Consider the following 18,902-nt stretch of genomic DNA (forward strand, 5'->3'; position numbering starts at 1 on the left):
TTTCCAAGGATTCCCGCTTTGGCTTCCAGCAACGTGCATCTGTCTCGCGCCCGTTTCACCCGCTTTAAAACCAGACAGCCCTTTGAATTTGGTCTGCCCAATGTTGCTGCCGGGATCAGCCAGAAATCCGATGGCAGTGCCAGCTATCTGACACGGGTGTCGTCGCTTTTGCGCCAGCAGGTTTTACCACGCGCTGCATCCGTCAAGATTGTATCAGATGAAATCCATCTGGATGTTCTACCCAAACCGCAATGGACCCGGTCATTTGATCGCAAACGTGTTCTGTTTCTAATTCCGGCCGATGCCCTGGGCGATTGTGTGGGCATGACAATGTTTTTACGCGCCTTTCTGGCCGCCTATCCCCATTGCAAAATCGGCCTTTTAAATACCGGAAGCGCCAGCGACATTTTCACCAGTCTGAAAAACACCGAAATTTTTCAGCTGTTTATTTCGGCTCATGCACTCAAACGGTTTGATTTCATCATCGATCTGTCCGAGATGGATGGCTGGAAAGATATTGCAACGGCACCCGTTGATTGCGAAGGCGTGCTATGTCGCGAATTTGATATTCCACCTGTTCCATTACCCCACAAGGACGTGGCAAAGGGCAATATGCTGCAAATCGGTATTTTGCCGATGGCATCCTCGCCACTGCGCACCCTGCCACCCGAATTTGTGGCAAAAAGCATCCATGCCCTACGAGATAGCGCTGGGCCGACTGCTAAAATTACAGTCATTCTTAATGCCTATCAGGGGGTCAAGGAAGCCTATAAGGCCGCCCTTGGTGAGGACATAGCGCAGGATGATCATCTCGAGCTTGTAGACGGATTTAAAACGATTGCCGAGCTGGTGAGCTTTATTGGCAATTGCGATTATGTCCTGGTGGCTGATAGTGGCCCTGCCCATATCACCAAACTTGCCGGTATTCCCGGTATTGGCGTTTATAGTTCGGCCTCATCAGAAGTTCTGCATGGCCGTTTTTGCAATATCAAAGCCTGGCAAAGTGATTTTCGCGGTGAGTATTGTGCTGCCCCGTGCGGATTGGCAAAAATGCATGCCACCGAAGACGGAAAGATAGGCTGTATGGGAAGCCTGGCAGTTACCAAAGACAAGCTCGTTGCCCTGCCGAATCGGCGCGATCCGGCACTTGTTCAACGCACCTCGACAACTGATCCTGTTCCCTGCGTGAAACATCTGCTTACCGAATTCGACCGGTTCGAAGCGTTTTTACACGCCGATTTCAAAAAACAAATCACCAAAGCCTGACTCACCGTTCGTTTCGAAACCGACCATCAAACAAAAAAAGAGAGGGCGCCGAAGCACCCTCTCTCTTGCGATTGCTGATCTTTACAGGATCAGAAGTCGAGACGCAGACCGGTAACAGCACCGTAACCGTCATTGTCGAATGCAGCTGCATCGTTGTCATCATCGAACCAGAAGATCGACGATTTCCATGCAACGCCAGCGCCGAGCTGGTAAGCAAGACCAAGGTCAACCGTGCTGATTTCGCCGGTGGATGCTGCACCGCCAGAGGTCGAACGGTTACCGTAATCAGAGTAAGCATAAGACAGGGAAACAGAAGCTGCATCCATTGCGTATGCTACGCCGACGTCAAAGGTGTCGGTTTCGTTGCCAGCGGTCTGACGATCGTTAACACCGTAATCGTCTTCGATGTGGCCCCAGGACCCACCAACGGTGAAGTTGCCAAAGCCGACATTTGCACCGAGGCCGTACCAGTTACCCTGACCTTTGTGTTCGCCAACAGCGGACAGGCCCAGAGCAACATCACCAAAGTCGTGGTCATAGGTCAGACCAGCGGACACAACCGGAAGACCGGAAGTGGTGGTCTGGCCGAGGTTACCACCGGTACCGCCAGCATTTTTGGAAACGTCGCTGTCGGTGTAGGAAACACCGGCGCGGAAGCCACCCATAACCGGGGTGAAGTAGGTGATTTTGGGATCATCGCCATCGCTCGGAACGGTATCCGGGAGGTAAGAAGAAACCCAATTGGTCAGGTCGCCGTCGTTCACGCCAACCGGGCCGACTGCCGGTGCAGTGATGCCCATATCGTCAGCAGCGCCGTCGTCTTCACCCAGTTTAATCTGACCGAAAGAACCGTTCACATAGAGGTACTGTTCGTCGATCTGGTCGCCCGAGCTTTCGCCTTCGAGTTCAACAACTGCACCAACTTCGATGCCGTTATCCAGAGTGGTCGAACCTTTGAAGTGAATTTCGGTGTCAGACTGGAAAGCGTTGACGTTGTCAAAACCGTCAGACTGGCTGGTGATACCAGCCCACTGTTCCATGTAACCGCCGACCGAAAGTTTAATCTTTTCGGATGCGCTTGCGGAAACTGCGAAACCGGAAACGGCGACGAGTGCCGTGGTCGCAACAAGAATCTTTTTCATCTTTTCCCTCATTGAAAACGAACGCTGTTGGCGTTGGTTAGCAGAACATCTTTCTGTTTGCTGAAAGCCAATTAATCGGATAACTGACCTTGGGTCAATTAAAACAGATACCAAACGTGATGTTTTTGTCAGTGCCGTGATAAAAAAATCACACTCAGGTTCTCAATTACCGATAATCGGCCAAATATTGCGATTTCCAGTTTGCCATGAAGAGTGCTTTGATCGCGAAAAATGGCAAATGCGTTTTATAAATGACCAATAGTCACTTTATTGACACATTTCTGGCCCACCCGCATATCAACCTTAGTACTTCAACCCGTGAACGATTCCTGCGCGGTTGATGTATCGGGCGAAGCTTTAAAATGAGGAAAGAACTTCGTCAGGTAAAACTACCGTACTTACCTGACGAAGAAAGGGCAGACCTAAAATATCCAACGATATAAGACCTTGGGCAATCAGCCTCTGATCGAACATACCCAAAAAAAAGAAGGGAGCGCAAAGCGCCCCCTTCCCAAAACGGTTCTACTAATCTGAAGATTAGAAGGACAATTTGATACCGGTAACTGCACCGTAGCCGTCGTTGTCAGCACCGCCATTTTTGCCGTCGCTGTCGAACCAGAAGAGCGAGGTCTTCCAATCAACGCCCGCGCCAAGAGCATATGCCAGGCCGAGGTCAACGGTGTCGATGTCAGAACCAGCGCCAGCAGCGTTGGTTACGATGTCGCCGTTAGCATAGGACAGGGAGACCGAAGCTGCGTCCATTTTGTATGCTACGCCGATATCAAAACCGGTGGTGTCATCAGCACGTTTTGCATCGGTTTCGGTCAGGCCGTAATCGTCAGCTTTAACACCGTAAGAAGCGCCAACGGTGAAGTTACCGAAGCCAACATTGGTACCAACGCTGAACCATTCACCGCTACCCTTGTGTTCACCAACAGCGGAAAGGCCGAGGCTGAAGCCATCAAAGTCGCCGTTGTATTCAACGCCAAGAGAAACTACCGGCATACCAGTAGTGGTGTTCTGACCAGCAGTTGCCGGGCTTGCAGACACACCAGCCGAACCGTTATTTTTCGCGGTGCTGCTATCGGTGTAAGAAACGCCAACGCGGAAGCCACCCAGAACCGGAGTATAGTAGGTCACTTTCGGTGCATCGCCATCGTCCCAAACGGTATCCGGCATTGCAGCAACGCTAACCCAGTTAGAAAGGTCACCGTCGTTAACGCCAACGGGGCCAACTGCCGGAGCAGTGATGCCCATAGCAGCAGCAGCGCCGTCACCTTCACCAATACGGAACTGACCGAAGGAGCCGTTAACGTACAGATACTGTTCGTCGATCTGGTCGGTAGAGGTTTCGCCTTCGAGCTGGATCATGGCACCGATTTCGATACCGTTATCCAGGGTGGTCGAACCCGAGAAATAAACTTCGGTGTCGGACTGGAAAGCGTTGATGTTGTCATACGCATCATCCTGGGAGGCGATGCCTGCCCACTGTTCCATGTAACCGCCAACCGACAGTTTAATCTTCTCAGAGGCCTGTGCCTGGCCTGCAACTGCAACAGCGACGAGTGCGCTGGTAGCAATAAGAATCTTTTTCATCTTTTCCCTCAACGTCTTCTTCAACCCGCTTGAGCGGTTATTTGAAGTGTGAACGACAGTTATCTGGCGCTCGGTTCGACGCTATGGAGCCAGCATTTTGCCACCCCGTCAACCAAACTGTGGCGACTATGTAACATTTTTGCGCAGCTGTGGCGAAAAGGACACACTTGTTTTCTTTGCCCTGCCTGCAATTGCTGCTTATAGTGCGCTCAGCATTGCCATTGACTGATCAGAAGGCCGTACAACGTGTCTGTTTCAAAATTGAAATTAATCGCCGCCTGCACCCTGATCTCCGCACTCGCAGCCTGCAGCGGAGCTTCCCAGGATGACTATGATAGCTATCCTGGCTCCGCGCCTGGTAACGAGAGAATTCTCGGTCGCTCAGCAACCCGCGCAGATATGAAAAAGCAGGGCAGCGTTTTTGGCGATGGCGGTCTGGGCATTTTTGGCGGTGATGAGAAAAAACAGGAAAGTGGCTCAGGCATTGGCGTGAACAGCTTCCTGTGGCGTGCAACGCTCGATACATTATCCTTCATGCCGCTTAACTCTGCAGACCCGTTTGGTGGTGTTATTATCACCGACTGGTACAGCCCGGCTGAAACCCCCAACGAACGCTTCAAAATGACAGGTTACATCCTTGGTACAGCTCTGCGCTCTGATGCCATCAAGGTTGCGATTTTCCGCCAGGTTCGTGCAGGTGGCAACGAATGGGCTGATGCCGTGGTAGATCCGAAAACCGTAACGGCCATGGAAGACTCCATTCTGACCCGTGCTCGCCAGCTGCGTATCGATAGCGCCAACAACCAGTAAAATCTGCAATGGCTGCTAAGGCGTTAAGTCGCGATCCATATGCCTCACTGGCGTACAATCCCCATTCGCTCTCACGCCGATGGGGATTGTTTTTTTCTACACATCTGATCGCAGGTCTGCCTGCGTCGCTGCCCGTCAATCACCAGACCCAGGCATTGCGGCACAGGATGGTTCAAAACATCCATGCTGATTTAAAAGAATCAGATATTCTTCAGATACTGGTTAGAACAACCTGGCACGGCGGCTTACCCGCATTTACCCCGCCAGAATGCGCGCCGATTATCCTGAAAGACGGCATTTCAAAGATTGATGACCTCGCAGCCGAAACGGGCATTGATGTTCTGACACTCTCCATCCTGTCAGACGTCCCATTGCACCGCCCGAGAAACCTCGAACTTGAAGACCTGGTTGCCCAGTGGCGCTGGTTGCGGCTTGTCTGGTCACATTTCTCCGCCCCCACAGGGATACTGCCAATTAACGGATATCATCTACCGGCTGATCCGGAGGCAATCCATGCCCACGAACGCGACATGCTTACCCATATCATCGGGCAGATCGGACAATTCCGCCATAACATCGCGCTAGCCGAATTGCGCAAACTGTTCCAGATACTTAAAAAATCACCAGCGAATCGGCAAAATCCGCTGCAATTGTGCTTTCTTGAGCTTTTACGGTTATTTTGTCCTTACATCGGACATGAATTATTGTATCGCTATGGAGCTATCAAATCGCCGGATCAAACGGAGTCCTGACCTGATGTTTTTGCGCCCGATCATGACATTGTTTTTGTGCCTTGCCATTCCGGCATTGGGTGCATGTGGTTTTCAACCGCTTTACGCAAAAAACCAGGTCGGTGAAACGGGTGCAGACCCACTTTCGGCCGTAAAGATCGATATGATCGAAAACCGGGTTGGCCAGCTAACCCGCAATGTGTTGCTCGAAAACCTGACGCCGAAGGGCGAGATATCGTCGCCGCTGTATGAACTCAAGGTTGACTTATCCGAGTCGAAGTATGAACTGGGCTTCACCAAGGAAAATGAAGCAACCGTTGCAGACTATCTGCTGACTGGCGCTTATCAGCTGATACGGATCTCCGATACCAAAATTCTGCGCAGCGGTTCCGTGCGTGCGCGTACCAGTTACAATATCGTTCAATCAGATTACGCAACGCTGGAAGCCGAGTCGTCAGCGCGTGAAGACGCGGCACGGAACCTTGCCCGCCAGATTTCCAATCAGGTTGCCATCGGCATCCGCAGCGCTAACTAGGCTTTCACCGGGATTTCATGAAACTCAAAGCTGCACAGGTTGACTCTTTCCTGCGTTCTCCAGACGCAAAGGCACAGCTTGTGCTGATTTACGGTGAAGATGAAGGCCTGGTGCGCGAACGGGGTGCACAACTGGCAAAAACCGTTGTCGAAGATCTAAAAGATCCGTTTCGCGTGGTTGAGCTCGGAGCAGCACATCTGAAAGAAGATGGCGGGCGCCTTCGTGATGAAGCAGCAGCAATCAGCTTTGGCGGCGGACGCCGTGTCGTGCGACTCCGTGATATTGGTGATGCACAGGCTCCTGTTATCGCAGACTTCCTTCAACACCCCGCAGGAGACGCGCTGATCGTTTGCGAGGCAGGAAGCCTGCCTGCACGTTCAAAGCTGCGTCAGGCTGTGGAAAAAGCCGGCAATGGCATGGCCCTGCCCTGCTATGCCGATTCGGGCCGCGACCTTGAAGGACTAATCCGTTCTGTAATGGACGAACACGGCCTGGCCATCGATGGCGATGCCACCCGCTACCTCGTGACCAATCTTGGCAGCGATCGCATGATTTCGCGTAACGAGCTGCAGAAACTTGCCCTATATGCCTTAAACCAGCAGCGCGTTTCCCTAAGCGATGCCATGGCATGCATTGGTGATAGCTCCGCTCGGCATTATGACGATGTCCTGCAGGCGGTGTCGGCCGGCAATGTCGCCAATCTGGACCTCGCCCTGACCCGGCTGGTCGAAGAAGGGCTTAATCCCGTCGGCGCCCTTCGCATGATGATTGGTTATTTCCAGAAACTTCACCTGGTCAAAGGACAGGTCGCACAGGGTGCCGCCGTTGATCAGGCAATGAAGACGCTGCGCCCCCCACTATTTTTCAAGGCGGCCGACCAGTTCAAGGCCAATTTGTCCTATTGGCCACTGGCCCATATCCAGCGTGCATTACAGATTTTCCTGGAAGCCGAGAAAGACTGCAAAAGCGGCCTTGCCATCCCGGAAACGCTTGCCCATCGCGCCATGATCAAAGTAACTGTCGCCCGGCAAAAACAGGGTCGCAGGTAAAGCTCTGACTACTCCGCTGAAATTAAGGTTCCGTCATTTTTTAAGCTATCACCGCGAGTCGCAACGTCGCTAAACAACAAAAGTCGATCCTGTTGGGACCGGCTTTTGTTGCGTTGCAGCAAAATGCTGTTTGGGCAATCAATCAGGATGGCTTTTTGTCATCATCCGCAAAGACGTCGGCAAATACAGCTTCGTCGATTTCATCACGCGCAACCGGTTCGTCTGCTTCTGGTGCCTGATCATCCTCGCCTTCATCATCCTGAGTCAGATCGAGCATGATACCGGATGTATCGGCAATGGATTCAAGCTCCTTGGTAATGTCCTCGGCCCCGTCATCAGCCTCAGCCAACTCACCTTCGTCGCCGTCGTCCATAAACATCGAGTCGAATTCGTTGTCATCTTCGGCAAGATCAACGGCAGAACCGCCATCTCCATCCGCGGCAACACTCTCAGCGCGGCCGTGGGTCAGGCGCTGCAAAATATCGTCAAGCTGCTCAAGCGTGTCATAACGCACCGTCAGGCGCCCGCCAGCCCCGTCAAAATCGATGCTCACAGCAAGGCCAAGCATATTGCTCAGATCACGTTCCAACGAGACTGTGTCAGGGTCTTTCTCTGCGCTTGCGCTGCCCTTTTCCTTTTTCGGACGCGACAGCTTGCCACCATCGGTTTTGACCAGCTTTTCAGTCTGGCGAACATTCAGGCCTTTCTTGACGATCTGTGTTGCCAACTCAACCGCATTATCCGCACCCAGCAAAGCACGCGCATGACCAGCACTTAAGACCTTGTCGGTCAACATCTGCTTAATCGGCGACGGCAACGATAACAGGCGCAAGCTATTGGCAATATGGCTACGGCTTTTGCCCAATGCCTGCCCCAATGCTTCCTGGGTATGGGAAAATTCGGCCATCAAGCGATTATAGCCTTCTGCTTCTTCCAGTGCCGAAAGGTCCTGGCGTTGCAGGTTTTCGATCAGCGCAATTTCAGCAGTTTCGCGATCATCAAATTCGCGAACCAATACCGGCACTTCATGAAGCTGTGCCCGCTGCGCCGCGCGCCAACGCCGTTCACCAGCGATGATTTCAAAAACCGTCTCGCCCGTCGAAGATGCTCGCACCAGAATAGGCTGAATAATGCCTTTCTGACGAATCGAAGCTGCCAGATCGTCAATCGCTTCATCGTCAAAATTGCTGCGCGGCTGAAATGGCGAAGGTGCAAGATCACTGATCGCGACAAGCTGGGTTGTCCCGCCGGGACCAGGATGCGCAGCCTCCCCGCTAACGCTATTACCGCCGCTTACGGCTGCCCCAACTTCATCATCTTCTTCGCCCAATAACGCCGACAGGCCCCGTCCCAAACCGCGTTTTTTAGTCTCACTCATGCCTTCACTCCTTCGCGTTTCAGGACTTCACTTGCCAAATTCAGATATGCCCGCGAGCCCGGGCATTTGATATCATATACCAGCACCGGCGCCCCATGGCTGGGGGCTTCGGAGACACGTACATTGCGCGGAATCACCGTGCGGTAAACAACATCACCGAAATAATCGCGCACATCATTCGCAACCTGGGCCGACAAATTATTGCGCTTGTCATACATCGTCAACACAATGCCCTGAATTTCCAGATTGGGATTAAACGCCTTCTTCACGCGCTTAATCGTACGGACCAGATGACTGACCCCTTCCAGGGCAAAAAATTCACACTGCAACGGCACCAAAACCGCGTCAGACGCCACCAGCGCATTCAGGGTCAACAGCCCCAAAGATGGTGGGCAATCGATCAGAACATAATCGACATCTTGCGGCAGCCGCGAGAGCGATTCCTTAAGCTGCATTTCGCGGCGTTCGAAATCGACCAGTTCAATCTCAGCACCCGACAAATCCATGCCCGAAGGCACTATATTCAGCCGCGGAATTGCCGTTGGTCGACGTGCTTCCATCAGGCTGGCACCGTTAATCAGCACGTCATAGGAGCTGATGTCACGCTCTGCCGGGCGCAAACCAAGCCCGGTGCTGGCATTGCCCTGCGGGTCCAGATCAACGATCAGAACACGCTGATCAACAGCCGCAAGCGCCGTTGCCAGGTTAATAGTCGTGGTTGTTTTACCAACCCCGCCTTTCTGATTGGCAATGGCGATAATACGCGGACGCTTTCCGCCGCTATTTACGGGCAAGTCAATCACATCAGTCATCGCTCTACTCCCTCAAGAATCATCACCACGCCATCCGGGTCAACGATCCCGGGAACGGTCGTAACGGAGAATTTCCAGCCAGCATCACGTGCATCTGCCAGTTCAGCTTCAAATGCCCTGCCCTTCAGCAGCACATATTTGCCACCCGCCTTCAAATGGCGCTGGCCCATTTCCAGAAGTTTGGGCAAAGGTGCAAAGGCACGGGCCGTAATAATATCGGCATTTTCAGGCTTCGCGGCTTCAATGCGTTCGCGCGCAACCCGCGTTTTGGCCAAACAGCCACATACCCGGCAGGCTTCCATCAGAAAGACTGTCTTTTTGGTGACGCTTTCCATCATGGTAACGTGGTTTGCCCCCAGGATGGACAAAACAATCCCCGGGAAACCAGCACCAGAGCCAAAATCAACAATTTTACTATCTTCTTTTTGGGCAATTTCGCCAAGATGCGGCCAAAGCTGAGCCGAATCCTGTAAATGACGTGCCCAAACGTCTTCGGTGGTGCTGGCGCCAACAATATTAATTCGGGGCTGCCACTTCACGACCAGATCGGCATAAAGCTCGAGGCGAGACATTGTTTCACGTGAAACATCAAGTTCTGTCTCAAACCAGTTTTTAACGGCGTTTGTATTTGTGTGCATGAATTTCTTATAAATCTGGAATGCATCATTCGCCAGCGTTGTTTTAATAGCGGCGTGGGTTTTTGCAAAAATTGATGATATTTTTCATCAAAAAAGCCGCCAATGTTTCACGTGAAACATTGGCGGCTTTTTTTTTTATTCCTGAAACGACAATTTAAGGCGAAGGAGTATGATATCGGGGTACATCTATTACCTCAGAAGGCCCCTGCCCCAAACTTGCCAATCACGCTGTTTTGCGATTAATCGCCTGATGACGGTGGGAACGAATATGTCCCAGCAACGCGGTAATCGCAGCGGGTGTTACGCCCGGAATACGTGATGCCGCACCAATGGTTTCCGGCATGATTTGCTGAAGCTTCAGGCGGATCTCCGTCGACAAGCCACCGACTTGATCATAATCAAGATTTCGCGGCAGACGCAGTTCTTCATCACGGCGGAACGCCGCAACATCAGCTGCCTGCCGGTCAAGATAACCTTTATATTGCGCATCAATGGCAAGCTGTTCGCGAATAGCCGGCGACACATCTGCAAGCTCTGGCCACACGGCAACAAGCTGATCAAAGGACACATCCGGATAAGCCAGCAGGTCAAAGGCACTGCGGCGGACCCCATCCTGGTTGACGCGTATACCATGCTTGATCAACTGATTTGGCGTTTCGGCCAGATCACCAATGCGCGTTTTGGCAGCTAGTAACGCATCACGCTTGGCGCCCCAAACATCACGGCGTATGGATGCAACACAGCCAATTGTCAGGCCCAATTCCGTCAAACGCTGATCGGCATTATCGGCCCGCAGCATTAAACGGTATTCAGCACGCGAGGTAAACATGCGGTAAGGTTCACGTGTACCCTGTGTTACCAGATCATCAATCATAACACCGATATAGGCATCGGCACGATCAAGAACAAACTGGCGTTCACCGCCATCTGCCACCAACGCCGCATTCACCCCGGCAATAAGGCCCTGCCCGGCGGCTTCCTCGTAACCTGTGGTCCCATTGATCTGCCCGGCAAAGAACAGGCCAGCCACCTTTTTGGTTTCCAGCGTATGGCGCAGTTCACGCGGATCAACAAAATCATATTCAACGGCATAACCAGGACGGAAGATTTCAACGCGTTCCAAGCCGGGAATGGACGCCAGCAATGCCAACTGAACATCCTTGGGCAATGAAGTTGAAATACCATTCGGATAGACGGTATGGTCATCCAGGCCTTCCGGCTCCAGGAAAATCTGGTGTTCGGATTTATCGGCAAAGCGGACGACTTTATCCTCGATCGAAGGGCAATAACGCGGGCCGCTGCTGCTGATCTGGCCGCTATACATTGGCGCACGATGCAAATTATCACGAATGATCTTATGCGTTTCTTCGGTCGTATGCGTCATATAGCACGAAATCTGTGGCACCGTGATCGTGTCCGTCAGGAACGAAAACGGGTCTGGTGGGTTATCACCTGGCTGTTCGACAAGGCGGTGCCATTCAATAGTACGACCATCCAGACGTGCGGGTGTTCCGGTTTTTAACCGGCCCAATGCGAAATCATATTTGCCCAGTGTCTCCGACAGGCCCATTGACGGTGCATCGCCCATGCGGCCCGCGGCCATGGTTTCTTCGCCGATATGGATCACACCCCGCAGAAATGTGCCTGTCGTCAGTACCACAGCACCGGCGGTATAACGAACACCCTCGCCCGTGATGATCCCGCCGATACGGCTATTTTCATCAATGATCAGGTCTTCAACCGCGGCTTCGATAATCGTCAGGTTTTCCTGTCCGGCCAGAATATCCTGAACCGCCTGACGGTAAAGCTTGCGATCGGCCTGCGCGCGCGGGCCACGTACGGCTGGCCCTTTGGACCTGTTAAGCATGCGAAACTGGATGCCAGCCCGGTCAATGGCACGCCCCATAACACCGTCAAGGGCATCCACCTCGCGCACCATATGCCCCTTGCCAAGCCCGCCAATTGCGGGATTGCAGGACATTTCGCCGATACGGTCGGCACGGTGGGTAATCAGGGCGGTCTGCGCACCCATGCGCGCGGCGGCGGCGGCGGCTTCACTGCCAGCATGGCCACCACCAACAACAATCACATCAAAACCGTTCTGTGACATCAGTTCCTCATGCCCGAAGCGGGCGTTCCAAATAGCAGATCCCTGGAAATATCATCCAAAGACCGCATAAATGTTTAGTTTAGTCGGATATAATTCTGTGTCCGGAATGCGATATGTTTCACGTGAAACACATTTGATTGAGCCTATTTTCCGATACAGAAATCACCAAAAATGATGTCGAGCAAATCTTCAACATCAACGCGACCGGTAATCTTTCCGATTTCCCGTACCGCCAATCTAATATCCTCGGCAGCCAGCTCTGCAATGTCTGTCGCCAGTCCCCGCTGCAAATGCCCCAGGGCATCTTCTAGCGCACGGCGATGGCGCATCCTTGTTAACGGAACCGGCCCGGCAAAATCGAGCCCTTCTTTTACGCGAGTTTCGAGCAGTTGCAAGAGGCTTTCCATCCCCGAACCTGTCATAGCCGATATGGCCAAAACCGGTAGCTCAACCGCATTTCCCTGCCCGTCAGTGCCAGACCAGGTCGCCATTTCCCCTACTACCGACAAATCATCGTCACCGCCAAGGTCGGCTTTATTTACCAGGATCAAGGTATTTTGGTCGATCAGGCGTTGTGCCTCGCCCTCGATCCGGGGCCAATCAGAACGGTCAATTACCACCAGCTTGAGATCGGCATTTTCGGCCCGCTGGGCCGCGCGACGCACGCCTTCGGTTTCAATCGCATCACCCGATTCCCGAAGCCCGGCCGTATCAACCATGGTTACCGGAAACCCGCCAAGATCAAGATGGATTTCAATCGTATCACGCGTGGTGCCGGCAATATCGGAAACAATGGCCGCATCACGCCGTGCCAGCCGGTTCAGCAGGCTGGATTTACCGGCATTTGGCGCACCAAGAATAACAATCTGAAAGCCTTCACGCAGGCGTTCACCGCGCCGGTTATCGGCCAGATGCCCGCCAATTTCATTGCCGATACGCGCCAGATCATCGCGCAACACGGCAACGATACCATCGGGCAAATCCTCGTCAGGGAAATCAATATCCGCTTCGATATGCGCCAGCGAGCGCATCAGGCGCAGGCGCCAATCCTCATATAACCGTCCCAGTTCCCCTGCCATCTGGCGCACGGCCTGGCGTCGCTGGGCGGTGGTTTCGGCATCAATCAGATCGGCAATGCCTTCGGCTTCTGTCAGGTCCATTTTGCCATTCTGAAAGGCGCGACGGCTATATTCACCAGGTTCCGCCAACCGCAAGCCAGGCTGGCGGCCAAGACATTCCAGCACCCCTTCAATAACCGCCCTGCCCCCATGGACATGCAGTTCAACCACATCTTCGCCCGTGAAACTTGCCGGTGCCTGAAAATAAAGGGCGATGGCATCATCCAGCCGTTCGCCATTTTGCGGATCGGCAATCGGGGCATAAACTGCAACACGGGGTTTGGGCGGGTTTTGCCGCCCCAGAAGCGCACAAAGAACCGGCAGCGAACGCGGGCCCGACAGGCGAATAACCGCAACGCCAGCACGACCGGCGCCACTGGACAGGGCAAAAATGGTATCAGAGTGGCCGTACAAAACCTTAAATCCGTTTTCCTGGCTGTGTAAAAATGGCCGCCTGTTGGCGGCCGGTCATTTTACTGATCAGGCTGCAATTGCAGCCGTTCAACGATATTCCCTTCTATCAGGTGAGTCTGAAGAATTTCTTCAATATCACCCTCATTCTCGTACCGGTACCAGGTGCCTTGCGGGTAAATCACCATAACCGGACCCAATTCACAGCGATCAAGACAGCCTGCCGTGTTCACACGCGTTGCCGGAAGGCCCAGTTCCTTGACCCGAACCTTCATATAATTGCGCAACCGCGTGGCACCAGCAGCCTGGCAGCACCCCCTCGGATGCCCGTCTGGCCGTTCATTCTGGCAGACAAATACATGCGACTGATAAAAATGCTCTGACATCGTCACCCGCGATCAATCCTTTTTCATCGTGCCGCCATTATTGAACTGGTTCCAGAATGCCTTTTGCATCTGTTCCCAGTTCTGCATGCCCTGCGGCAACCAGGTTTTCAACATTGTTTCCGGGTCCATGGCCTGCAGGTTGGCCTTCATGCGGTCTTCAATATCCTTCATCAGGGCCTGCTGCATCGACTGGACATCCGGCAGACCGAAAAATGTGCGCAATTCTTCCGGCGTGCAATCGACATCGACTGAAATTTTCATAGCCTGACCTCCTCACTGATCATTTTTATTTTATGGCACGGGCGATGTATAAATTCTGAAAGCCGCACCAATTCGGCGCTGGCGCCGCTTTCGCCTTGCCATCATCTTCGTCCCATTTGCTTCATATGGCAATTGTGCAAAGCATTTCCCTTTCTTTTCAAATGCTTTCGCCCTATTTTGGGAAGATAAGAATTTGCGAATTTAAACCTTTCGTTCCAGCATTGCCATATCAATGCCACAGGCGGAAGGAACGCTAAACGCAATCAGAACAGCTTGGGACAGCACGCGCTTATGGATCTTGGACGCAACAATCTGGGGCAGGAAACCAGCCCCTATCTTTTGCAACACCAGACAAATCCCGTCCACTGGCAGCCCTGGTCCCCGGATGTTCTTGCCGCGGCCGCAGCGGCGAACAAACCCATTTTGCTGTCGGTCGGCTATGCCGCCTGCCACTGGTGCCATGTCATGGCCCATGAAAGTTTCGAGGATGAGGGCATCGCCGCGCTGATGAACGACCTGTTCGTCAATATCAAGCTCGACCGCGAAGAGCGCCCCGACCTTGATGCGCTTTATCAGAATGCGCTGGCCCTGCTGGGCCAACAGGGCGGCTGGCCCCTGACCATGTTTTTAACCCCGAAGGGCGAGCCTTTCTGGGGCGGCACCTATTTCCCCAAACATGCCAAATATGGCCGGCCGGGTTTTGATGATGTTCTTAAATCGATTGCCAATATCTATAACAGCGAACCCGAAAACGTCGCCCATAACGTAAAGCAGATCAATAGTGCCCTTCTGCGCCTGAATACCACGCGAAGCGGCGATGTGCCCCTGCCCGAAACCATCGATGAATTTGGCAAAAGCTGCCTGCAAATGATGGATTTAAGCAATGGTGGCACCAAGGGCGCTCCAAAATTCCCCCAGCCAGCCCTGCTGTCCTTTCTATGGCGAAGCGCCATCCGCACCCAGGATGAAACCCTGAAAAACACGGTTTTGCTCAGCCTGGATCGCATGGCACAGGGGGGCATTTACGACCATTTGGGCGGCGGTTTTGCGCGCTATAGCGTCGATGACCAGTGGCTGGTGCCGCATTTTGAAAAGATGCTTTATGACAATGCCCAACTGATCGACCTTCTGACTGATGCCTGGCGGATCACGAAAAACCCGCTTTATGTCGAACGGATCGAAGAATCAATCGGCTGGATTTTGCGGGAAATGCGGGTCTCGGGCGGTGCCTTTGCCGCCAGCCTAGACGCCGATAGCGAAGGCGAAGAAGGCCGGTTCTATGTCTGGGATCAGGCAGAAATCCGCAAGGTACTTTCAGAAACGGATGCCAACCTGTTTGAGCGTTATTACGACGTTTCGCCGGATGGCAACTGGGAAGGCCACAATATCCTTAATAGAACGCAATCTGGCCTGTCACTGGGTGATGATCAAACCGAAAATGCCCTTGCCAATATGCGCCAGGCCCTGCTTGCCAAACGGGACGAACGGGTGCGCCCCGGCTGGGATGATAAAGTTCTGACCGATTGGAACGCCATGACCATCGCAGCCCTTTGCGATGCCGCCATGGTTTTTCGTCGTTCCGAATGGCTTGATTACGCCAGACTGGCCTATAACTTCGTCAAACGAAACCTTGGCGAAGATGACACATTGCTGCACAGCTATCGTGCTGGCCGTTCCCAGCATGCAGGCATGCTCGAGGATTATGCCCATATGATCCGCGCGGCATTGCGGCTGTTTGAAATTTCAGGCTCGGCCGCTTATCTGCGTGATGCCGAAAACTGGGCCGAACAGGTTGAAGCCCAATTTGTCGATCCGCGTCTGGGCGGCTATTTCCAATCCTCGATCGACAGCAGCGACCTTGTTGTACGCAGTAAACCGGTAACTGACGGGGCCGTTCCCTCGGGCAATGGCATTATGGTGCAAAACCTGGCAAAGCTTTATGCCCTGACCGGAAAGCAAACCTATCAAACCCGGGCTGAAACCACGATTGCCTGTTTTGGTGGCCGCCTGCGCGACCAGTTCCCGAATATGACGGGGCTGTTGCTGGGCGCTGAAATGCTTCAAAACAGCGTTCAAATCGTCATCCTCGCACCTTTTGGCAGCGAAGAAATGTATGGCTTCCGCCGCGCGGTTTTTGACCAGTATCTGCCGCAGCGCGCAATTACGATCATCGGCAATGACCAGGACCTGCCCGCCGAACATCCGGCCTTTGGCAAACAGAAAATCGATGGCAAAGCCACCGTCTATATCTGCCAGAACATGACCTGCTCTGCCCCGATCACCGATCTTGATGCCCTGAAATCACAGCTTCAGGATATTGGTGCAAATCAGGTGACGAACTGAAAAGCTAAAATTTCAAAGCCAATCGCCCGGGAAACCAGCACTATTTATAAAAGGCGCCCCTCGCAATTCGGGCGCCTCTTATCTTTGAAAACTGGCTGTAAGCCGATGTTTAAGAGCGTCTTACAGTGCTTTCTCATACAGGCCTCTCACCCCAGCAGAAGAAAATGGCCCAACAAAACAAGCACAAGGGCCTCAAATTTGCGGCAAAATTACACGCTGCAACCCACAAACCATCGGCAAAGCCTGCCGCACCTTGCCTGCCAACCCTGCTTATAACTGACAAAATCACGCCTGCTTGCGTGGTAAACTGCTTGCAGCAACAACTTCAAGGCAGGCATATAGATGCATCAGCCAGGTCGTTTAACAGCTTTGAACGCCACAATGGCCTGATAGATACCACCTCTGCCCCATCTTCCAGACAGGAGCCCGCCAATGCCGCAAATTTCGATCAACAGCCCTGTTGGCGCCCTGACAATTTTCGAATTTGATGATGAAATCGTCTCGCTGGATTGGGGTTTCGTGGAAGATATGGAAACCAGCCCGGTGCTGGAAGAAGCCAAATCGCAGATCAATGCCTATTTCGCCCGCAAGCTCACGCGTTTTGACCTGCCCCTATCCCCTGGCGGAACACCCTTTCAGGCGGCCGTTTGGGCGGCAATGTGCGAAATTCCGCTGGGCCAAACAGCCACCTATCAGGACCTGGCCCGTGCGGCAGGATCACCCAAGGGATTTCGCGCCGTTGGCATGGCCTGCGGCAAAAACCCGATTCCCATCCTGATCCCCTGCCATCGTGTTTTGGCAAGCGGCGGTAAACCGGGCGGATATTCCGGTGATGGTGGCTTGGAAACCAAGGAAATGCTGCTCAAGCTTGAAGGGGTTGATCTTTACAAACCAAAAGCTGATCAGCGGCAGGATGCCTTTGACCTTTGATAACGCCACAACGCCAATCGCCAAAACCAGGATTGTCGTGGGAACTAATGGGCCATTTTTCGCTGTAATTACGCGAAAATATTTTGATCTTTGATCAATCAGAAATATCTATCTGAAAATTGATATTTGCCTGGCAAAGCTATAACGGCATTTTTTCGCACCCAAAGGATGCCCCGAGCCAGAACGATTTTATGCAAAAATCGGAAAAAACCCCGAAAGAAGGCTGAAAATCAGCCTTCAGCCGCCTGCATTTCGGCCTCGTGCCACGCCCTGACATCGCGTGAAATGGCATCAAAACGCTCGCTCAGCCCGGTGCTGACGATACGGCACGGGGCAACCACGGCTTCAGCCCAATCAACGTAACGTAAAATCTGGGCACGGTCCCAGCCAATTGGCGTATCGGTCAGCATCGCACCGACATTGGCAATTTTGTCGGCCAGCCGAACCAGCTTTGCGCTATTGCTTAGATGCGGGGCCATTTCGATCTGTTTGGCCTTACGGTCATCACGCGGTAATGCCTTGTCATCACTGACTTCCAGGACGATATCGGCAATGTTTTCGTTAAAACAGGCAGCTATTTCGTCGCGGCTGGCACCACAATCCTCAATCACATCATGCAAAATTGCGGCACATAACACGTCTTCGGGGGTGTCAGGCTCGCATTCAACAATCAGGCGGGCAACCTCAATCGGATGGTTGATATAGGGTTCCTGTGCCGGGCCTTTACGGCGCTGATCGCGATGGGCACGGGCGGCAAAGTCGACGGATTTTAAAAGAAGCTGCATCTTCCTGTCGGTCATAGTGAATACTGAAGCCAGCGTCCCACGACTTTAAAATCGCTGCAAGCATTGATCGTCTATCGACATCGAATTTCCCCATCCCCACATATGATCCAGACAGATCAAAAATATCTGGAGGGCCCATGCCGCGCAGCATGTCTTTGGTGCTTACGCTTGAAAACAGAAATGCCAGCACATCCCTGCATCTTACCAGCCTGGCACCCCAAACCGGTTGGCAAAGCCTACCACCCCGCCATCTGGAACCGGGCACACGACAAACCTGCTGCATTGAAACGACCGATGAAATCACGGTAACCATGCATTATGGGAACTGCCATATTGGCCTGCATATGGGCAATGGCATTGTCGATATTGAACCGGGCTTGGCCGAAATCAAACATCAAGCAATGTCGGGAAACCGGGCTGAAATCACCCTTAAACTGGCCTGATCATGCCAGACGGGAAGCCAGTCCACACCGCCCCCGTACAGTGCAAAGACGATGATATTTATGACTGGATTGTGCGAAGGCCGCCACATAACCGTCAAAACTTACCTGCCGGGCATGACCAACCGAGCCAAAATGTTTCCCGTGAAACATTTTCACGA

18 protein-coding genes are annotated in these 18,902 nt (G+C 52.9%); 8 read left to right on the forward strand and 10 right to left on the reverse strand.

Annotation, left to right across the window (positions count from 1 at the left end; all coding sequences use genetic code 11):
* Window positions 1-18 precede the first annotated feature (18 nt).
* Window positions 19-1,266 (forward strand): glycosyltransferase family protein, encoded by a 1,248-nt coding sequence (locus CSC3H3_RS19500; protein ID WP_101285912.1) that lies wholly within the window; start codon window positions 19-21, stop codon window positions 1,264-1,266.
* 89 nt (window positions 1,267-1,355) lie between these two features.
* On the opposite strand, the gene CSC3H3_RS19505 is transcribed toward CSC3H3_RS19500, so the two are convergent.
* Window positions 1,356-2,408 (reverse strand): porin, encoded by a 1,053-nt coding sequence (locus CSC3H3_RS19505; RefSeq protein WP_101265280.1) that lies wholly within the window; start codon window positions 2,406-2,408, stop codon window positions 1,356-1,358.
* A 537-nt stretch (window positions 2,409-2,945) separates the two neighbouring features.
* Window positions 2,946-4,004 carry a porin gene (locus tag CSC3H3_RS19510; RefSeq protein WP_101285913.1) on the reverse strand — a complete coding sequence of 353 codons (1,059 nt, stop codon included), beginning with the start codon at window positions 4,002-4,004 and terminating at the stop codon, window positions 2,946-2,948.
* A gap of 399 nt (window positions 4,005-4,403) precedes the next feature.
* Between CSC3H3_RS19510 and CSC3H3_RS19515 the strand changes: the two genes are divergently transcribed.
* From CSC3H3_RS19515 to holA, 4 genes are read left to right on the forward strand one after another with little or no spacing between them, the layout of a single operon-like run.
* Window positions 4,404-4,814 (forward strand): DUF3576 domain-containing protein, encoded by a 411-nt coding sequence (locus CSC3H3_RS19515; RefSeq protein WP_101285914.1) that lies wholly within the window; start codon window positions 4,404-4,406, stop codon window positions 4,812-4,814.
* A gap of 8 nt (window positions 4,815-4,822) precedes the next feature.
* Entirely contained in the window at window positions 4,823-5,566 is a 744-nt protein-coding gene (locus CSC3H3_RS19520; RefSeq protein WP_157831963.1) for a hypothetical protein, read from the forward strand.
* 4 nt (window positions 5,567-5,570) lie between these two features.
* A complete protein-coding gene (locus CSC3H3_RS19525) occupies window positions 5,571-6,080 on the forward strand; it encodes a hypothetical protein (RefSeq protein ID WP_101265288.1) in 510 nt (169 codons plus the stop codon).
* 17 nt (window positions 6,081-6,097) lie between these two features.
* A complete protein-coding gene (holA, locus tag CSC3H3_RS19530; RefSeq protein ID WP_101285916.1) occupies window positions 6,098-7,129 on the forward strand; it encodes a DNA polymerase III subunit delta in 1,032 nt (343 codons plus the stop codon).
* 142 nt (window positions 7,130-7,271) lie between these two features.
* Here the strand turns inward: holA and CSC3H3_RS19535 are convergent, their stop codons facing one another.
* From CSC3H3_RS19535 to CSC3H3_RS19565, 7 genes are all read right to left on the reverse strand, one after another.
* Complete coding sequence (locus tag CSC3H3_RS19535) at window positions 7,272-8,507, reverse strand: ParB/RepB/Spo0J family partition protein (RefSeq protein ID WP_101285917.1); 1,236 nt, start codon at window positions 8,505-8,507, stop codon at window positions 7,272-7,274.
* Entirely contained in the window at window positions 8,504-9,319 is an 816-nt protein-coding gene (locus CSC3H3_RS19540; RefSeq protein WP_101265293.1) for a ParA family protein, read from the reverse strand. Before CSC3H3_RS19540 ends, CSC3H3_RS19535 begins: the two co-directional genes overlap by 4 nt.
* Complete coding sequence (rsmG, locus tag CSC3H3_RS19545; protein WP_101285918.1) at window positions 9,316-9,957, reverse strand: 16S rRNA (guanine(527)-N(7))-methyltransferase RsmG; 642 nt, start codon at window positions 9,955-9,957, stop codon at window positions 9,316-9,318. The genes CSC3H3_RS19540 and rsmG overlap by 4 nt, the downstream gene beginning before the upstream one ends.
* A 223-nt stretch (window positions 9,958-10,180) precedes the next feature.
* Window positions 10,181-12,067, reverse strand: coding sequence for a tRNA uridine-5-carboxymethylaminomethyl(34) synthesis enzyme MnmG (gene mnmG / locus CSC3H3_RS19550; protein WP_101285919.1), 1,887 nt, complete (start codon window positions 12,065-12,067; stop codon window positions 10,181-10,183).
* A 143-nt stretch (window positions 12,068-12,210) separates the two neighbouring features.
* Entirely contained in the window at window positions 12,211-13,599 is a 1,389-nt protein-coding gene (gene mnmE / locus CSC3H3_RS19555) for a tRNA uridine-5-carboxymethylaminomethyl(34) synthesis GTPase MnmE (RefSeq protein ID WP_101285920.1), read from the reverse strand.
* 59 nt (window positions 13,600-13,658) lie between these two features.
* The gene (locus CSC3H3_RS19560; RefSeq protein ID WP_101265301.1) at window positions 13,659-13,982 is read right to left on the reverse strand and encodes a (2Fe-2S) ferredoxin domain-containing protein; all 324 of its coding nucleotides are present in this window, start codon (window positions 13,980-13,982) and stop codon (window positions 13,659-13,661) included.
* A gap of 12 nt (window positions 13,983-13,994) precedes the next feature.
* Window positions 13,995-14,243: a DUF6489 family protein gene (locus CSC3H3_RS19565; protein ID WP_101285921.1), complete on the reverse strand. Its 249-nt coding sequence runs from the start codon at window positions 14,241-14,243 to the stop codon at window positions 13,995-13,997.
* A 291-nt stretch (window positions 14,244-14,534) separates the two neighbouring features.
* On the opposite strand from CSC3H3_RS19565, the gene CSC3H3_RS19570 reads away from it, so the two are divergent.
* Together CSC3H3_RS19570 and CSC3H3_RS19575 are read left to right on the forward strand one after the other, a co-directional pair.
* Window positions 14,535-16,586 carry a thioredoxin domain-containing protein gene (locus tag CSC3H3_RS19570; protein WP_101285922.1) on the forward strand — a complete coding sequence of 684 codons (2,052 nt, stop codon included), beginning with the start codon at window positions 14,535-14,537 and terminating at the stop codon, window positions 16,584-16,586.
* Window positions 16,587-17,018: 432 nt separating this feature from the next.
* On the forward strand, window positions 17,019-17,516 hold the full coding sequence (locus CSC3H3_RS19575; RefSeq protein WP_101285923.1) for a methylated-DNA--[protein]-cysteine S-methyltransferase: 498 nt from the start codon (window positions 17,019-17,021) through the stop codon (window positions 17,514-17,516).
* 230 nt (window positions 17,517-17,746) lie between these two features.
* Here the strand turns inward: CSC3H3_RS19575 and CSC3H3_RS19580 are convergent, their stop codons facing one another.
* The gene (locus CSC3H3_RS19580; RefSeq protein WP_101285924.1) at window positions 17,747-18,301 is read right to left on the reverse strand and encodes an HD domain-containing protein; all 555 of its coding nucleotides are present in this window, start codon (window positions 18,299-18,301) and stop codon (window positions 17,747-17,749) included.
* A 137-nt stretch (window positions 18,302-18,438) separates the two neighbouring features.
* Between CSC3H3_RS19580 and CSC3H3_RS19585 the strand changes: the two genes are divergently transcribed.
* Window positions 18,439-18,744, forward strand: a complete 306-nt coding sequence (locus tag CSC3H3_RS19585) for a hypothetical protein (protein ID WP_101285925.1) — start codon at window positions 18,439-18,441, stop codon at window positions 18,742-18,744.
* Window positions 18,745-18,902 lie beyond the last annotated feature (158 nt).

This window comes from Thalassospira marina, from assembly GCF_002844375.1.
GTDB lineage: Bacteria > Pseudomonadota > Alphaproteobacteria > Rhodospirillales > Thalassospiraceae > Thalassospira > Thalassospira marina.

What these genes read in the sequence shown, in the direction of transcription:
- CSC3H3_RS19535 (WP_101285917.1), bottom strand. Translation starts at nt 8,507, where the DNA reads ATGAGTGAGACTAAAAAACGCGGTTTGGGACGGGGCCTGTCGGCGTTA.
- CSC3H3_RS19505 (WP_101265280.1), bottom strand. Translation starts at nt 2,408, where the DNA reads ATGAAAAAGATTCTTGTTGCGACCACGGCACTCGTCGCCGTTTCCGGT.
- CSC3H3_RS19510 (WP_101285913.1), bottom strand. Translation starts at nt 4,004, where the DNA reads ATGAAAAAGATTCTTATTGCTACCAGCGCACTCGTCGCTGTTGCAGTT.
- CSC3H3_RS19525 (WP_101265288.1), top strand. Translation starts at nt 5,571, where the DNA reads ATGTTTTTGCGCCCGATCATGACATTGTTTTTGTGCCTTGCCATTCCG.
- CSC3H3_RS19515 (WP_101285914.1), top strand. Translation starts at nt 4,404, where the DNA reads ATGAAAAAGCAGGGCAGCGTTTTTGGCGATGGCGGTCTGGGCATTTTT.
- CSC3H3_RS19570 (WP_101285922.1), top strand. Translation starts at nt 14,535, where the DNA reads ATGGATCTTGGACGCAACAATCTGGGGCAGGAAACCAGCCCCTATCTT.
- mnmG (WP_101285919.1), bottom strand. Translation starts at nt 12,067, where the DNA reads ATGTCACAGAACGGTTTTGATGTGATTGTTGTTGGTGGTGGCCATGCT.
- CSC3H3_RS19580 (WP_101285924.1), bottom strand. Translation starts at nt 18,301, where the DNA reads ATGCAGCTTCTTTTAAAATCCGTCGACTTTGCCGCCCGTGCCCATCGC.
- CSC3H3_RS19575 (WP_101285923.1), top strand. Translation starts at nt 17,019, where the DNA reads ATGCCGCAAATTTCGATCAACAGCCCTGTTGGCGCCCTGACAATTTTC.
- rsmG (WP_101285918.1), bottom strand. Translation starts at nt 9,957, where the DNA reads ATGCACACAAATACAAACGCCGTTAAAAACTGGTTTGAGACAGAACTT.
- holA (WP_101285916.1), top strand. Translation starts at nt 6,098, where the DNA reads ATGAAACTCAAAGCTGCACAGGTTGACTCTTTCCTGCGTTCTCCAGAC.
- CSC3H3_RS19585 (WP_101285925.1), top strand. Translation starts at nt 18,439, where the DNA reads ATGCCGCGCAGCATGTCTTTGGTGCTTACGCTTGAAAACAGAAATGCC.
- CSC3H3_RS19540 (WP_101265293.1), bottom strand. Translation starts at nt 9,319, where the DNA reads ATGACTGATGTGATTGACTTGCCCGTAAATAGCGGCGGAAAGCGTCCG.
- CSC3H3_RS19565 (WP_101285921.1), bottom strand. Translation starts at nt 14,243, where the DNA reads ATGAAAATTTCAGTCGATGTCGATTGCACGCCGGAAGAATTGCGCACA.
- CSC3H3_RS19560 (WP_101265301.1), bottom strand. Translation starts at nt 13,982, where the DNA reads ATGTCAGAGCATTTTTATCAGTCGCATGTATTTGTCTGCCAGAATGAA.
- CSC3H3_RS19520 (WP_157831963.1), top strand. Translation starts at nt 4,823, where the DNA reads ATGGCTGCTAAGGCGTTAAGTCGCGATCCATATGCCTCACTGGCGTAC.